Source organism: Micromonospora violae (assembly GCF_004217135.1).
In the GTDB taxonomy this organism is placed as follows: domain Bacteria; phylum Actinomycetota; class Actinomycetes; order Mycobacteriales; family Micromonosporaceae; genus Micromonospora; species Micromonospora violae.
Genome location: NZ_SHKK01000001.1, coordinates 1,967,553 through 1,982,526 on the forward strand (window position 1 = coordinate 1,967,553; position 14,974 = coordinate 1,982,526).

The window sequence follows — 14,974 nt, forward strand, 5'->3', positions numbered from 1 at the left end:
ACTCGGATTCATTGTGTCCGAGTATAGTTCTCGGACATAAGAGGTCCGAGTATCGGCTCGCGAGTCAGCAGCCGGACAAACGACCACACACGCACAGGAAGGTGCACGGACATGAAGATCGCCGTACTGGGTGGGACCGGCCTCATCGGGTCACAGGTCGTCAAGATCTTGCAGGCCGCGGGCCACGAGGCGGTGCCGCTCTCGCCGTCCACCGGGGTGAACCTCCTGACCGGGCAAGGCCTGTCCGATGCGCTCACCGGTGCCGACGTCGTCGTCAACCTGACGAACTCGCCGACCTTCGACGACGCCTCCCCCGCCTTCTTCCAGACGACCATGGACAACATGCTCACCGCCGCCGCACACGCGGGCGTCGGCCACGCGGTGATCCTCTCCATCGTCGGCGTCGACCAGGTGCCCAACCTGGACTACTACCGCGCCAAGGTCCTCCAGGAGGACATCCTGACGGCCGGACCCGTTCCGTACTCGATCGTCCGCGCCACCCAGTTCTTCGAGTTCGTCGACGCGATCATGTCCTGGACCGCCGACGACACCACCGTCCGCCTGCCCAGCACGCCGGTGCAGCCGATGGCCGCCGCCGACGTGGCACAGGCCGTCGCCGAGGTCAGCATGGGCGCGCCGCTCAAGGGCATCCGCAACGTCGCCGGGCCGGACGTCTTCACCCTCGACGAGCTTGGGCGGATCACGCTCGCCGCCCGCGGTGACCAGCGCGCCGTGACCACCGACGACACCGCCGGCATGTTCGCCGCCATGTCCGGCGACGTCCTCATCACCAAGGGCGACGCCGTCATCGCGCCGACCTCCTACCGGGAGTGGCTCGACCGCCGGGCCTGAGCAGGCGTACCCGCGTCTCGCGGCGGCAATCGACCGCCGCCGCGACGCGCGGGTACGGCGATACCGTGCTCTCGGCCGCATCCCCGAACCCCGGAGAGCCGACTCCATGAGCACGCACACATCGGATTCCCGCGTGACCGTCCGGAAGGCCGTCGCCGATGACGCGCCGTTCATCGACGAAGCCCTGGCCGACGCGTTCGGCAGCACCATGATGGCGGTGCACGACGAACTAGTGGACGCTACGGGCGACGCTGCGGCCGTGGCCGAGCGGCACGGCAACCGTGTCGGGGTGATCACCTACCGCCATGACGGCACCCAGACCTGGGAGATCCTCTCGCTCGCCGCCACCGAGCCGGGGACCGGTGCGGGCAGCGCGTTGCTCGACTGGCTGCGAGCCGAGGCGATCCGTCAACGCGTCACCCGGCTCTGGTTGGTGACCACCAATGAGAATCTGGCGGCCTTGCGCTTCTACCAGCGGCGCGGCTTCGACCTGCTACGCGTCGAACGGGATGCCGTGACCCGGGCCCGGCGGCTCAAGCCCAGCATCCCGCTGGAGGACGACGGGATCCCCATCCGACACGAATTGGTGCTTGAGTTGCGTCTCTGAGCAGGCATCAACCGGCGCGAGGACGGGCCTCCATCGACCTGGTCGGCCCGGTCTTCGGCAACGAGGCGCTGCTGGCCGAGATCGCCGACTCCGTGCAACTGGCGACGCTCGCCGGGGAACGCACCCGATACCTGTGGCCGGACAGCTACGACCTGCGCCGCGTACCGGTGCGCGACCCGGCGCCGGTCTATCCCATGTCACTCATCTGGCGCGACGACAACCCGCACCCCGCGCTGCGCGCACTGCGCGACTTCCTCGACTCCCGGCGGACGCGCGCGCCGGACATCGAGGTATGGCTACCGCAGTGGGGTTGAGCCGCCGTCAGCTGGCGGCGAAGGCAGTGATCAGCGTCTGCGGCGTACCGTCGCCCAGCAGGTCGTGCAGGTCCGGGGCCTCGGCGTTGGCCGCGACGGTACGCACGAACAGGGCCTGCTCGTACTCGGTGAGCGCGGTCTCGATGTCGCCGGGGTGCGCGGCGATGGCCCTGCCCAGTTCGGCGCCGTCGAAGAGAGCCAGGTTGGCGCCTTCGCCGTTGGGTGCCGTCAGGTGCGCGGCGTCGCCGAGCAGGGTCACTCCCGGCGTCCGGTCCCATCGGTGCGCGACGGGCAGGGTGAAGATGTGGCGCAGGACCGGCGGGGTGTCCCCGTCGGTGATCAGCGCGGTGAGTTCCGGCGCCCAGCCGTCGAACTCCCGCACGATCCGTGACGTGGCCGCGTCGGGGTCGGTGAAGTCGATGGCGGCGAACCAGTCCCGCGGCCGGGCCAGCATCACCCAGGTGTGCAGGTTCCCGCCGCGCTCGCGGTGGGCCAGGATCCCCGTGCCCGGTTCCAGCACCATCATCGCCCCGCCGCCGACGGTCTGCGCGCTGGTCGGGTGCCGGGTGTCGCCATCAAAGAGGTGGGTTTCGATGAACGAGAAGCCGGTGTACTCGGGGGTCGCGTCGGACAGCAGCGGTCGGACCCGGGACCAGGCGCCGTCCGCGCCGACGAGCAGGCTCGTCACGACGGTGCTGCCGTCGGCGAAGGCCACCTCGTGGCTGCCCCTGCCGAGGGTGCGGACGCCGCTGACCTTGTGCCCCCACCGGACGGTGCCGTCCGGGAGCGAGTCGAGCAGCATCTGCCGCAGTTCACCGCGCTGCACCTCCGGGCTACCACCCGTGCCGTCATCGGGCACGTCGAGCAGGACGTTGCGGTGCCGGTCCAGGAGCCGCATCGCCTGACGCCCCTGCAGGACGAGCGTGCGGAACTCCTCGGTCAGACCGGCCGCCTCCAGCGCCGGCTGGCCGTTGTAGTCGCGGATGTCGAGCAACCCGCCCTGCCCACGCGTCGTCGGCGACGCCTCCGCCTCGTAGATCGTGGACTCGACGCCGTGCACGTGCAGCACGCGGGCCAGAATCAGGCCGCCCAGACCTGCTCCGATGATCGTGACCGGTGTCGTCATGGTGGTCCTCCCGGATCCGTCGGCATCCCTTTGGATCGCCGCTCCAATCGGACGCTAGCACGGGTTGGAGCGGCGATCCAAAGATGCCATACTGGGGCCATGGCGAAGCGGAGTGCGAACGGATCCGGGCAGGCCCCGCGGCGCACGGACAGCCTGTCCAGGGAGCTGATCATCCAGACCGCGACCGAGATCCTGGACGACGGCGGTGAGAGCGCGCTGACGCTGCGCGCCCTCACCATCCGCCTGAAAACCGGGTACGGGGCGATCTACCACCACGTCACGGACAAGGGCGACCTGCTGGCGGCCGCCACCGACGACATCATCGCCAACGTGCTGTCCCGCACCGTCACCGACGGCGGCCCGCGCGAAACCCTGCGCCGCCTCGCCCTGGGCCTGTTCGACGCGATCGACGCCCACCCCTGGGTCGGGGCGCAACTCTCCCGGCAACCATGGCGGCCCGCGCTTCTCGACTTCTACGAGAGCGTCGGCAGACTGCTGGACGCGCTCGCCGTCCCCGAAAAGGCACGCTTCGACGCCGCCGGAACACTCGTGAACTACGTCCTCGGCGTCGCCGTACAGAACGCCGCGAACGCTCGGTACCTCAGCAGCCAGGACACGAACAGGGAAACCTTCCTGAACGGTGCCGCCGCACAGTGGGCACACCTGGACCCCGGCACGTACCCGTTCGTGCACGCGAGTATCACCCAGCTGCGCGAGCACGACGACCGCGAGCAGTTCCTCGCCGGCATCGACATCTTCCTGACCGGCATCGCGGCCCTGCGCGAGACGCGCGACACGTGGGTACGGTGACACCGTGCTCTCGGCCGTGAAGGGACTGTCCCGCTACCACACCGAGGAGTCGCTGCGCGCGTACCTGCTCCAGCGCTCGCACCGCACCGAGAGCGGCTGCCTCGTCGTCCACGGCTACGGGCCGCGACGCGGGGTGCACCAGAAGGTCGCCGGTCGCGCGTGGGCGCACATCGCCGCGTACGTGGTGCTCGTCGGTGACTACGACCCCACCCTCGACGTCGACCGGACCTGCGGGGCCGCCGACTGCATCGAACCGACCCACCTACGCCAGGTGAGCCGCTCGGAAACCTGCCGAACCCGGTCACAGTCGGCGCAGTGCCGCAACGGCCACGACCGTGAACTCGATGACGCGACGGGTCGCTACCGGCGGGTCTGCCGGGCCTGCAACCGGGAGGCGCAGCGTCGGTGGCGTGAACGCGAGGCCGCCGAGGTGGCGCAGGCGCGCGCCTCGTACGGCCGCACGTAGCGCGGCCGACGGCCAGAGCTGAACGAAGCCGGCCGTACGGCGGATGCGACCCGGCCGGAAACCCATCCTTAGGCAGATGTCCCGGGCAGCGCGGTGTGACAGCTTTGCCCCGTGACGACAGTTGATCGTGAAGTCCAGCGCCGCCACCGTGCCTTGACGGTGGTGGGCGGTGGGGTTCTTCTCGGCCTGGTGGACCTGCTGCTGCAGCTCAGTCTGCCGTACCCCTGGGCGAACCTGGTCAATTCCAGCGCCGTCTGGGCGGTCGGCGCGTTCGCCATCGGATGGTGGCTCCGCGCCGACTGGCGGCGGTCCGCGTTCGCCGGGATCGTGCTGCTGATCGTCGCCGTAGAGGCGTACTACCTCGCGGCGGTCGTCCTGTTGGACGACAGCGTGCAGAACCTGTGGTCCGCGACGACGATGGCGTGGCTGTTCTTCGGCGTCCTCGCCGGCGCCCTCTTCGGGGTGGCGGGTGGGCTGAGCCGTCACCGGAAACCCTGGCTGCGAGCGATCGCCGTGGCCATGCCCGGCGCGGTCCTGCTCGCCGAGGCGGCCATGCTGCTCAACCGCAGCGCACAACCCGGCCACGATTCGCACTACCGCACGGACAGCCTGCAGACCGCGGTGATCGAAGCGGTGCTCGGCGCCGCACTGATCGTGGTGGTCGCTCGAACCAACCGGGTACGCCTGCAAGCGATCGCCGCGGCAACGGCACTCGCGGTGCTCGGCTTCGCCGCGTACACCGTTGCCGGCTTCGGCAGCTGATCAGTGCCGCATCAGCCCCGTCCTGCGAATGGGCTCCGCGTGCCCCGTTGGCGGTGCGTTGCGATGCAGGTCAAGCCCGATGTCGACGACCACGGAACGCTCCAGGGTGGCGACCTGTGCCAGCGGCACCCATTGCGCCAGGTCGGTCGTGCCGTCTGTCTCGGATCGCAGCTCACCGCCGGCGATCCGAGCCCGGTAGAAGACAGCCAGCGTGTGCAGGTCGACAACCCCGCCGTCGTAGCTCTCGACGGTCCGGGTCCGCGAGTTCACACCGAGCAGCAGCTCGACCCGCGCCTCGTACCCCGTCTCCTCGGCCACCTCCCGCACGACGGCGTCGAACGGATCCTCGGCGTGCTCGACCCCTCCACCAGGTAGCGTCCAGTGCCGCCGCGCCCGGTCGGGCGAGACCCAGCGGGCGAGCAGCAGACGATCATCTCGCAGACACACCGCGTACGCGGCGACCCTGAGCCGTTGTGCGATCACAGTGACAGGATCCCGCACTCCGCAGGCACAGCGTTGCCCGCACGACACCATCCTGACGCATTACGCACAAGAACTGTCATTATGATGTCCGTGCGATATGCCGCTTTTGTGGCGTAGTTTATTGGATTACTGTTACCGGTAATCCAATAAAGGCGGTGCGTGGGTGCTGCCGCATCTGGAGAGTTGGGGCGCCGGTCAGAAACGTGTCATCAGCCGCAGACGCGGGTGATGTCGGAACTGCTCACGGGGTGACACCGGCGGAGAACTGGTGACGAGCGGCCGGCGGCACCGGATCCCGTCCCGCCCGGTGACCGCCCCCGGCCCGGTGCGGCCCGGCGCCATCAGGTGCCGAGTCCCGCTTCGGGCCGCGGAGCCCACGCCCGACGTTGTCCCTTTGCTCTGCACCCGTGAATGCACCACCCGCGGACGCGACACCCAGCCGCCGGGTGTCGCGTCCGCGGGTGCAGAGCAAAGGCGGCGGTAATGGAAGCGGCGGCGGCGTTGAGGTTCGACCCGGCCGCCGGACGTCGGCCGTCCGCACCGCTCGAGGCGCCGAGCGCGATCGTGCTGCGGAACACCCACCACATCGACCTGACGATCAACGTGTTACCTGGCCACGGCTGCCCAGATCGCGTACCGATTAGGTTTCCGCGCCGCGGCCGTCTGTACGTACGAGATCGACTAACGAGAGGCTGGCGTGATGGGAAGACTGACCTTCGGTATGAACGTGACAGTGGACGGCTACATCGCCGCGCCCGGCGACGACATCGGCTGGAGTGGTGGTGACGGCCCGGACTCGTCGCCGAGCGACGAGCTGTTCCAGTGGTGGTCCGACCGGGTGGGGACGACGGGCCTGTCCCTGTACGGGCGCAAGCTGTGGGAGAACATGAGTTCCCACTGGCCGACCGCCGACCAGCAGCCCGGCGCCACACCGGCGGAGATCGAGTTCGCCCGCCGCTGGCGGGACATGCCGAAGGTGGTGTTCTCCTCGACGACGCGCACAGTCGACTGGAACACCCGCCTGGTCACCGGCGACGCGGTCACCGAGATCACCCGGCTCAGGGCCGAGAACGCCGGCCCGATGGACATCGGCGGCGCGACGCTTGCCCGGGCGGCCATGCGGGCCGGGCTGATCGACGAGTACCTGCTGGTCACCCACCCGGTCCTGGTGGGCGGCGGCACGCCGTTCTTCACCGCGCTGGACACCTGGGTGAACCTGAACCTCGTGGAGACGCGGACATTTCCCGGTGGCGTCGTGCTGACCCGGTACGAGACGAGGCGATGAGCGCGCGCCGGTGGTGCTCGGGTCGTCGCGTCACAGTGTCGGGGGCAGGTCCAGCCATGGTTTCCCGGCGGCGTCGAATCCGGTGAGTTCGGCGATCTTCCCGTCGACGATGTGCAGGACGGCGATGGTGAACAACCGGTACTCCGGGTCGTCGGGGGTACGACGGTACAGCGCGGCAGCGGGCATGCGGTTGACCATTGTGGTGACACCGCGCCAGTCGTCATAGCCGCGCTGGAAGAGCCCACCGGAGACCCACCCGTCCACCGCGTCCTTGGCCGTGATGACCGAGGTGCCCGCCTCGGGCAGCATCACGAAGCGCAGGTCGTCGCGGAGCAGGGACATCAGCCCGTCGAGGTCGTTGCGCTCGTGCGCGTCGACGTACGACCTCACCACGGCGCGCTCGTCATCCGACAGCTCGTCGGGGGCCGGTCTGCGCCAATCGAGGCGGCGGTCGGGCAGCTGCTCGCGCATCGTCACACGGGCCCGCTGCAGCGCGCTGGTCACCGACGCCACGGTCAGCTCGAGGGCGTCGGCGGCCAGCGCCGCCGGCCAGCCGAGGACGTCGCGCAGGATGAACACCGCCCGCTGCCGAGGTGGCAGGCGCTGGACGGCGACGATGAACGCCAGTTCGATCGTTTCCCGCGTCACGACCGATTCCTGCGGGTCCTCGGGGAGCATCCGGTCGGGGTACGGCTGCAGGTACAGCACCTCGGAGCCGACGTCCGCCACCTCGGTCGGTACGGGTGTGCGGTCGTTGCGCTTCTTCAAGAAGTCGAGGCAGGCGTTCGTCGCGATCCGGTACAGCCAGGTCCGCAGGGCCGCGTGGCCCTGGAACGACGCGCGCTTGTTCCACGCGCGCAGGAACGTCTCCTGCGTCAGGTCCTGGGCGTCCTCGTAGTTCGCGAGCATCCGGTAGCAGTGCACCTGCAGCTCACGCCGGTGGCGTTCCGTCATGAGCGCGAACCGTGCCGTGTCGTCCGCGCGGGCCGCCGCGATGAACGCGGCCTCGTCGGCGCTCGGCAAGCTGGCGTCGGTCATGGTCAGGAATCCTTCCACCGGTGGGAGCTCACAGAATTGACGACGTGGCGGAGGATTTCTGATCGGTGCGGCAGCATGCGGTGAACGCTCACCTCGTTCCGAGGTTGTAAGTGGTGCCGTCGGCGACGGCCCGGAGTTTGTCCGGGTTGGCCACGTTGTGGATGGCGGTGATACGGCCGTCGACGTCGAAGTCGAAGGTGACGGTGGCGATCACGCGTCCTGGCCCACGGAACAGAATGCCCGGCCCGCCGCTGATCTCGACGAGTTCGGCGTTCATGTCGGCGGGCTCGACGCCCTGGTAGGTGACGGTGCCGATGGCCGCGAACCAGGAGGCCACCGTGGCCGCGCCCACAACCGGGCGCAGGGCCTGGCGGACCTTGCCGCCGCCGTCGGTCCACAGGGTGACGTCCGGGGAGAGCAGTTCCATCAGGGCGTTGACGTCCCCGCCGGTGGCGGCGGCGAAGAACCGCTCGGTGACCTCGCGCTGCCGCGACCGGTCGGCGGCGAAGCGCGGCCGCCGGGCCCGCACGTGCTTGCGGGCCCGGTGCGCGGCCTGCCGCACTGCGGCCTCGGAACGCTCCACCGCCTCGGCGATCTCGGCGTGGCTGAAGTCGAAAACCTCCTTCAGTACGAACACCGCGCGCTCCAGCGGGCTGAGCGTTTCCAGCACCACCAGCATGGCCATCGACACGGACTCGGCGTCCGCAACGACCTCGGAGGCATCACCTCCGGTGAGAATGGGCTCCGGCAGCCACGGCCCTACATACGTCTCCCGCTTGTGCCGGGTGGAGCGCAGCCGTTCCAGCGCCAGGTTCGAGACGATGCGCGTCAGGTACGCCTTGGCGTCGGCCACCTGCGAGCGGTCCGCGGCAGACCACTTGATCCAGGCGTCCTGCACCGCGTCCTCGGCATCAGCCGCGCTGCCGAGGAGGCGGTAGGCCACGGAGAACAGCAGTCGGCGGTGCTCGTGGAAGACCTGCTGGTCGGGGTGGGCGGACAGGCCGGTCATTTGGCCTCCCGGGTGAAGCGGCCCCCGCGGGGCCAGAACGCGCCAGAGGCGGGCATCTTCTTCATACGGCCGTACGTCGGCCAGGGCGAGGCGGTCACCGTCTCCTTGTACCGGACGGCCATACGGCCGGTCAGACAGAAACGGCGCGGGCTGTCGTCGGGCCGCGTGAACTGCACCACGGCGTCGCCACGTCCCAGGCTCACCGGCGTGTGGTAGTAGCCGAAGCGGAACGGTTTGGGCTGCCTGCCCTCGAGTACACGGTCGATCGACAGCGCGGCGTGCACCCCGGTCGGCATGCCGCCCTGACAGGTGCCGTGCATGACGCCGTACCCCTGGCGGATCGCGGCCGCGTCGCCGATTGCGTACACCTCGGGGTGGGACACCGACCGCAGCATGGCGTCGGTGACGATGCGCCCGCGCTCGTCAACGGCCAGGCCGGCGGCGGCCGCCAGGGGCGAGATCCGCGTGCCGCCCGTCCACTGGACCACGTCGGCGGCGATGCTCTCCCCGCCCGCCAGCTCGACCCCGTCGGGCAGCACCTTCACCACCTCGACTCCGGCGCGCACCTGGACGCCCAACCGGTGGAGCGCGGCGTGCAGATACGCCTTGGCCTTCGGGGTCATGGCCGCACCGGGCTCCTGCCTGCCCAGCAGCACGACGTTCAGCTCCGGGTGCCGCTCGGCGATCTCCGCAGCCGACTCGATGCCGGTCAGCCCGCTGCCCGCGACCACCACCGTGCCGCTGTCGAGCCGCGCCAGCCGGTCGGCCAGCAACTCGGCGTCCTGGGCGCTGCTCAGCGTGTAGGCGTGGTCCTCGGCCCCCGGCACCGCCGAGGTGTCGGCGACGCCGCCCAGCCCGTACACCAGGGTGTCGTAGGGCAGCACCCGGTCATCGTCGATCCGCACGGTCTTCGCGTCCGCGTCCACCGCTGTCACCCAGCCGCGCACGAACTGCGCGCCCGTGCCCTCCAGCAGCTCCGGGACGCTCAGCTCAGCGAGCCGCTGCCCGGTCGCCGTCATGTGCAGCCGCATGCGTTCGGTGAACCGCTCCTGCGCGTTCACCAGGGTCACCTGCACGTCCTCGCGTCGCTTCACCCGGGCCGCGAGCTGGATGGCCGCGGCCAGGCCCGCGTATCCCGCCCCCAGGATCACCACGCGGTGCGCGGTCGTCGTGCCGGTCTCCTGCCGTGCGCTCATAGTTCCGTCCTCCTCGCTCGCTTGCTTGCTGACGCCCATCAGATGGAGGCAGGCGGCCGGGACGTGACAGGGGCCGAACATGATGCACGACACAGGTTGAATCAGGGGCCCGCCGAAGGTTGGCGACGGGTATTCCGATGGGTGTCGTGGCGACGTCCCGACCCACCGGACGTCGCCACGACACGGCACCTGTCGATTCGGTGGGATCAGTGGGCGGGTCGGCCGAACCAGCGGGAGAGGTGCCCGTTGAGGTCCGGCTGGTCGTCGCCGATCCAGGCGACGTGACCGTCGGGGCGCAGCAGCACGGCCGGAACATCCAGCGCCGCGGTGGGATCCGCGAGGTGGTCGACCCGGTCTGACCAGCCGCCGACGGTGAGCCGTTCGGTGCGGTCCAGCAGCAGACCACGGCCACGGTGCAGCAGACCGTACAGGTGGCCCTGTTTCACGTCGAGGTCGGGCAGACGGCGCCCGAGCAGGTCAGGGCCCGCGCCGAAGTCGTAGCGGATGCCGATGGCGGTGATCTTCTCCAGCAGGTGGCGGTTCACCTCGTCGAAGTCCATCAGCTCGGTGAGCAGCCTGCGTACGGCCTGTGCGCCCGGTTCGGTCGACAGCAACTCCGTCTGGGCTCGGGTGTTGTCCAGCACCGCCGCGGCGACCGGATGACGTTCGGCCTGGTAGGTGTCCAGCAGGGTCTCCGGCGCCCACCCGCGGACCTGTGCGGCCAGTTTCCAGCCGAGGTTGACGGCGTCCTGGATGCCCAGGTTGAGGCCCTGGCCGCCGATGGGTGGATGGATGTGGGCGGCGTCGCCGGCGAGGAGCACCCGGCCGGCCCGGTACCGTTCGGCGAGCCGGGTGGCGTCGCCGAAGCGGGACAGCCAGCGCGGGGAGTGTACGCCGAAGTCGGTGCCGGCGATGGCCCGCAACTGCTGACGGAAATCCTCGATGGTGGGTGGTGCCGACCGGTCGCTGACCCCGGCGGCGGGGACGAGGACGCTGTAGACCCCGGCGCCGGAGGGCCGTAGCCAGAACCGCTGATGGGTGTCGCCGACGGCGGTCACCGCTGCCGCGATCTCCTCCGGCGGCACCCCCACTTCCATCGCGCCCATCAGCGTCTCGGTCCGTGCGGGCTCGCCGGGGAAGGCGACGCCGAGCAGTTTGCGTACGGTGCTGCGCGCGCCGTCACAGCCGACGAGATAACGCGTACGCAGGTGTTCCCCGTCGGACAGCTCGACGGTCACGCCCTCGTCGTCCTGCGCGAACGCGGTGACCGCGCGACCGCGGCGGACCTGCGCGCCCAGCTCGACGGCGTGTTCTTCGAGGAGACGTTCGATGACCGGCTGCGGGATGCCCAGCAGGTAGGCGTACCGGGAATCCAGGCCGGTGGGCGCGGGCTTGGGAATGGCGGCGAAGTAGGCGCCGGCCGGACGTTGCCTACCGTGCGGGAGGATGCGCTCCAGCAGTCCGCGCATCGCCATCAGTTCGAGGCTGCGGATGTGCAGGCCGACGATGCGGATGAACGACGTCGGCTCGGTCTCCTTCTCGAGAACGAGTACCCGGACATTGTGCAGCCGTAGTTCGGCGGCGAGCATCGCGCCGGTCGGCCCGCAGCCGGCGATGATCACGTCGAAGGAAGTGCGCGAGGGCAGGGCAGAGGGCACAGGTGTGGCCTTTCGAGAGTGCCGTGTTGGCAGGGCACTCCCGGCGACACCTACGTCAATCGCCCGACCGTGACGGCAAGGGGGAGCACCCACATCGCTACAACGTTCATGGGTCTCACCTCCTCGGGCGGGGTCGCGGTCCCCTGCACGCTATCTCCCGCACCTGCTCTGGGTCGAGTGCTTTTGCGATCACGGCGTCCGACTGGTCAGCGATCGGTGCAGCCACTCGGCCATCAGCGCGCGTTCGGCGTCGGTGAGCCCGGGCAGGTCGGGCAGGACCGTCGCGAAGGTCACCGCCACCGCGGTCGTGCTCGGGTCGGGTGTTGCCGGGGTTGTCGCCAGGATGCTGGTGAGTACGGCGTCGAGCATGGCCTCGCCCAGGTAGAGGTCGCGCTGGTCGGTGGGCATGCCCAGCAGGGTGAGGATGGTGCCGTTGCCCGCCGAGTGGATCATCAGGAGCGCACGCTGCTCGTCGACCCGCAGGAGGCCGGCCGTGGCGAGTCGCCGGACGCGGCGACGGAGCACGTCGAGACCGGCGACAGTTGCCGGCGAGGGCGCGCCGCTCCCCCGTGCGGCGATCAGCGCGTACAGCTCGGGGTTTGTCAGGCCGAACTCCACGTGCGCGCGCCATCCGGAGCGCAGGTCCGCGACCGGGTCGCCCGTCGCGTCGTCGGTTGCGGCCGATTTTTCGCTGACGTAGGTGGCCATGACGTGCTCGGCGACGGCGTCGATGAGGCCGTCCTTGTCGCCGAACAAGCGATAGATGGTCGGTGCCTGCACGCCTGCGGCCTGGGCGACGGCGCGTGTCGTCACCGCGCTCGCGCCCTTCTCGCGCAGCAGTTCGGTGGCTGCCGCGACGATGCTGGCCCGGACGTCGTCTCGGGATGCCGTGTCCTGCGTCGTCACCATGAATCGATGCTAACACTGATTTGTTAACGGCGAAGTATCGGTGTTAACGTCTGCAACGTATCGTCGATAACAAGGGAGTGTTCATCATGCTCGTCATCACCGGTGCCACCGGTCAGCTCGGGTCCCGGATCGTCGATCGGCTGCTCGACCGGCTGCCAGCCGACGCCATGGGTGTGAGCGTGCGCGACGTCGACAAGGCCGCGGCCCTCGCCGCACGCGGGGTGCGGGTGCGCGCCGGCGACTTCACCGACCCGGCCACCCTGGAGTACGCCTTCGAGGGCGCCGACACGGTCCTCATCGTCTCCGCCGCGATCCGCGGCCCCGGCGCGCTCGTCGCCAACCGCGCCGCCATCGACGCCGCACACGCCGCCGGAGCCAAACGAATCCTGTACACCAGCCACCAGGCCGCCGCCCACGACTCGCTCTTCGCCCCCCAGCCCACGCACGCCGCGACCGAGGAGTACCTGGCCGAGCGGGGAGTTCCCTTCACCGCCCTGCGCAACGGCTTCTACGCCAGCACGCTCGGCTTCTCCATCGACGCGGCGCTGGAGACCGGGCACCTCGTGGCGCCGGCCGACGGGCCGGTGTCCTGGACCGCACACGCCGACCTGGCCGAGGCCGCAGCCGTCGCCCTGACCGAGGAGGGCCTGCTCGACGGGGTCACGGCACCGCTGACCGCGGCGGAGGCGCTCGACCTCGAAGCGGTGGCCGCCCTCCTCAGCGACATCACCGGCCGCACCGTCGACCGTGTCGTCGTCAGCGACGACCAGTGGCGGGCGTCCGCCATCGCGCGGGGCATGCCCGCGGCGGCGGCCGACTTCACCCTCGGCATGTACCGGGCGGCGCGGGAAGGAGAGTTCGCCGTCACCGACCCGACGCTGGAGACGGTCATCGGCCACCGCCCGACACCCGTCCGCTCGGTGCTAGAGGCCATCGTTGACGAGCGGGTCGGGGGAGTTTGACCCTCGACCGGGTTGAGGCCCGACCATCGGCGGCATGACCGACCAACCGACCGCCGACCCGACCATGACCCGCATCATCGAGGCCGTCCAGCTCGGCCAGAGCGGCGCGCCGGCCCAGGCCCGTGCGCTGCTCACCGCGCTGTGGGACGAACTCGGCCCTGCCGGCGACGCCCTGCACCGGTGCACCCTGGCGCACTACCTCGCCGACCTTCAGGACACCACCGAGGCGGAGCTGAGCTGGGACGAACGCGCCCTGGCCGCCGCGTCCGAACTGACCGACGCACGCGCCCAGCGGTACCTGCCGGCGCTCCAGGTCCAGGCGTTCCTGCCGTCGCTGCACCTCAATCTGGCCGACTGCCACCGGCGGCTGGGCAACGTCGGCGCGGCCCGGGAGCACCTCGCCCACGCCCGCGAACACCTGGAGCGGCTACCGGACGACCCGTACGGCGACAGCATCCGCGCGGCCGTCGGTGACTTCGTCGCCGACGATCCGACCGACCACCGCCGACGGTGACCGGTCACCGCCCCCGGTGCGCGACCGCCGCCCGGTACGCCTGCGGTGAGCGACCGTAGCGGGCCCGGAAGACGCGACTGAAGTGGGCCTTGTCCGGAAATCCCCAACGGGCGGCGATGGCGTGGATCGGCTGCCGCAGCAGCGGGTTGGCGAGATCACGGCGGCACTGCTCCAGCCGCTTGACGCGGATGAGTTCGGCAACCGTCCGGCGCCGTCTCCTGAGCGATCAGGGCGTACCAGAACTCGAACCGGTCCGCCGGCGGCAGAACCGTCGTGTCCACCACCACGTTGGGCAACACCCTGTTCGCCTCCCCCGGCATGCGAGGATGGATTCTTGCACGTGTCGATTCCTCCCACCCATCGCGGGATTTCCATGCCTTCTGGTGCGATTCGGCGGGTCGGCGAATGTCAGCCGTGACCGGCGACGACGTGCGCCAGGCCGCCGACGAAATGACCCGGGTGCTGACGCCGTACCAGCAGCGCGACTGGTCGGTGCCGGCCGGCTCGCTGAGCTGGAGCTGCTGGACCACCGCGGCGCACGTCGCGCACGACCTCCTCGCGTACGCGGGCCAGGTAACCGGCCGCCCCGATGACAGCTACCTGCCGTACGACCTGCGGGTCTCCCCCGACGTGAGCCCGGCGCAGGTGCTCACCGTGGTGCGCGCCTGCGCGGGTCTGCTCACCGCCGCCGTCGACGCCGCCCCGCCGGACGCGCGGGCCTGGCACTACGGTCCGTGCGATCCGGGCGGCTTCGCCGCCATGGGGGTGGCCGAGACGCTGTTGCACACCCACGACATCTGCCTCGGCCTCGGGGTGCCGTGGCAGCCACCGTACCGGCTGAGCGCGCTGGTGCTGCGGCGGCTCTTCCCGGACGCCCCGGCGGGGGCGGCACCCGAGGTGCTGCTCTGGATGACCGGCCGCGGTGAGTTGCCCGGCCGGGCCCGGCGGACCTCCTGGGTTTGGCACGCCAGAGTGGACTGACG

General features: G+C 70.3%; 17 protein-coding genes and 1 pseudogene. 10 read left to right on the plus strand and 8 right to left on the minus strand.

Annotated features, from left to right (window positions below):
- The first annotated feature begins 111 nt into the window (after window positions 1-111).
- From EV382_RS08925 to EV382_RS08935, 3 genes are all read left to right on the plus strand, one after another.
- Entirely contained in the window at window positions 112-852 is a 741-nt protein-coding gene (locus tag EV382_RS08925) for an SDR family oxidoreductase (protein ID WP_130401105.1), read from the plus strand.
- Window positions 853-985: 133 nt separating this feature from the next.
- Window positions 986-1,459 (plus strand): GNAT family N-acetyltransferase, encoded by a 474-nt coding sequence (locus tag EV382_RS08930; protein WP_165435750.1) that lies wholly within the window; start codon window positions 986-988, stop codon window positions 1,457-1,459.
- A 92-nt stretch (window positions 1,460-1,551) separates the two neighbouring features.
- Window positions 1,552-1,773, plus strand: a complete 222-nt coding sequence (locus EV382_RS08935) for a type 2 periplasmic-binding domain-containing protein (RefSeq protein WP_208758348.1) — start codon at window positions 1,552-1,554, stop codon at window positions 1,771-1,773.
- 7 nt (window positions 1,774-1,780) lie between these two features.
- Here EV382_RS08935 and EV382_RS08940 read toward each other — a convergent pair whose 3' ends face one another.
- Complete coding sequence (locus EV382_RS08940) at window positions 1,781-2,899, minus strand: FAD-dependent oxidoreductase (protein ID WP_130401107.1); 1,119 nt, start codon at window positions 2,897-2,899, stop codon at window positions 1,781-1,783.
- A 99-nt stretch (window positions 2,900-2,998) separates the two neighbouring features.
- On the opposite strand from EV382_RS08940, the gene EV382_RS08945 reads away from it, so the two are divergent.
- The 3 genes from EV382_RS08945 to EV382_RS08955 all read left to right on the plus strand — a co-directional run bounded on the left by EV382_RS08945 (window position 2,999) and on the right by EV382_RS08955 (window position 4,937).
- The gene (locus EV382_RS08945; RefSeq protein ID WP_130401108.1) at window positions 2,999-3,709 is read left to right on the plus strand and encodes a TetR/AcrR family transcriptional regulator; all 711 of its coding nucleotides are present in this window, start codon (window positions 2,999-3,001) and stop codon (window positions 3,707-3,709) included.
- 4 nt (window positions 3,710-3,713) lie between these two features.
- Window positions 3,714-4,175 (plus strand): HNH endonuclease, encoded by a 462-nt coding sequence (locus EV382_RS08950; RefSeq protein WP_130401109.1) that lies wholly within the window; start codon window positions 3,714-3,716, stop codon window positions 4,173-4,175.
- Window positions 4,176-4,286: 111 nt separating this feature from the next.
- A complete protein-coding gene (locus EV382_RS08955; RefSeq protein ID WP_130401110.1) occupies window positions 4,287-4,937 on the plus strand; it encodes a DUF6518 family protein in 651 nt (216 codons plus the stop codon).
- Here EV382_RS08955 and EV382_RS08960 read toward each other — a convergent pair whose 3' ends face one another.
- Window positions 4,938-5,420: an NUDIX domain-containing protein gene (locus EV382_RS08960; protein WP_208758349.1), complete on the minus strand. Its 483-nt coding sequence runs from the start codon at window positions 5,418-5,420 to the stop codon at window positions 4,938-4,940. It lies immediately after the preceding gene.
- 700 nt (window positions 5,421-6,120) lie between these two features.
- Here EV382_RS08960 and EV382_RS08965 point away from each other — a divergent pair.
- The gene (locus tag EV382_RS08965) at window positions 6,121-6,705 is read left to right on the plus strand and encodes a dihydrofolate reductase family protein (protein ID WP_130401111.1); all 585 of its coding nucleotides are present in this window, start codon (window positions 6,121-6,123) and stop codon (window positions 6,703-6,705) included.
- Between the two features lie 30 nt (window positions 6,706-6,735).
- On the opposite strand, the gene EV382_RS08970 is transcribed toward EV382_RS08965, so the two are convergent.
- The 5 genes from EV382_RS08970 to EV382_RS08990 form a co-directional block, all read right to left on the minus strand.
- Window positions 6,736-7,743, minus strand: coding sequence for an RNA polymerase subunit sigma-70 (locus EV382_RS08970; RefSeq protein ID WP_130401112.1), 1,008 nt, complete (start codon window positions 7,741-7,743; stop codon window positions 6,736-6,738).
- An 88-nt stretch (window positions 7,744-7,831) separates the two neighbouring features.
- Window positions 7,832-8,752 (minus strand): RNA polymerase sigma-70 factor, encoded by a 921-nt coding sequence (locus tag EV382_RS08975; protein WP_130401113.1) that lies wholly within the window; start codon window positions 8,750-8,752, stop codon window positions 7,832-7,834.
- Window positions 8,749-9,948: an NAD(P)/FAD-dependent oxidoreductase gene (locus tag EV382_RS08980; protein WP_130401114.1), complete on the minus strand. Its 1,200-nt coding sequence runs from the start codon at window positions 9,946-9,948 to the stop codon at window positions 8,749-8,751. Before EV382_RS08980 ends, EV382_RS08975 begins: the two co-directional genes overlap by 4 nt.
- A 206-nt stretch (window positions 9,949-10,154) precedes the next feature.
- Window positions 10,155-11,537, minus strand: coding sequence for an FAD-dependent monooxygenase (locus EV382_RS08985; protein WP_244236916.1), 1,383 nt, complete (start codon window positions 11,535-11,537; stop codon window positions 10,155-10,157).
- 258 nt (window positions 11,538-11,795) lie between these two features.
- Window positions 11,796-12,515 (minus strand): TetR/AcrR family transcriptional regulator, encoded by a 720-nt coding sequence (locus EV382_RS08990; protein WP_130401115.1) that lies wholly within the window; start codon window positions 12,513-12,515, stop codon window positions 11,796-11,798.
- 86 nt (window positions 12,516-12,601) lie between these two features.
- On the opposite strand from EV382_RS08990, the gene EV382_RS08995 reads away from it, so the two are divergent.
- Entirely contained in the window at window positions 12,602-13,477 is an 876-nt protein-coding gene (locus EV382_RS08995; protein ID WP_130401116.1) for an NmrA family NAD(P)-binding protein, read from the plus strand.
- 34 nt (window positions 13,478-13,511) lie between these two features.
- A complete protein-coding gene (locus EV382_RS09000) occupies window positions 13,512-13,991 on the plus strand; it encodes a hypothetical protein (RefSeq protein ID WP_130401117.1) in 480 nt (159 codons plus the stop codon).
- A 4-nt stretch (window positions 13,992-13,995) separates the two neighbouring features.
- Here the strand turns inward: EV382_RS09000 and EV382_RS09005 are convergent.
- A pseudogene (locus EV382_RS09005) lies at window positions 13,996-14,196 on the minus strand (helix-turn-helix domain-containing protein); the annotation flags it as partial.
- A 200-nt stretch (window positions 14,197-14,396) separates the two neighbouring features.
- Here EV382_RS09005 and EV382_RS09010 point away from each other — a divergent pair.
- Window positions 14,397-14,972: a maleylpyruvate isomerase N-terminal domain-containing protein gene (locus tag EV382_RS09010; protein ID WP_208758350.1), complete on the plus strand. Its 576-nt coding sequence runs from the start codon at window positions 14,397-14,399 to the stop codon at window positions 14,970-14,972.
- Window positions 14,973-14,974: the final 2 nt, after the last annotated feature.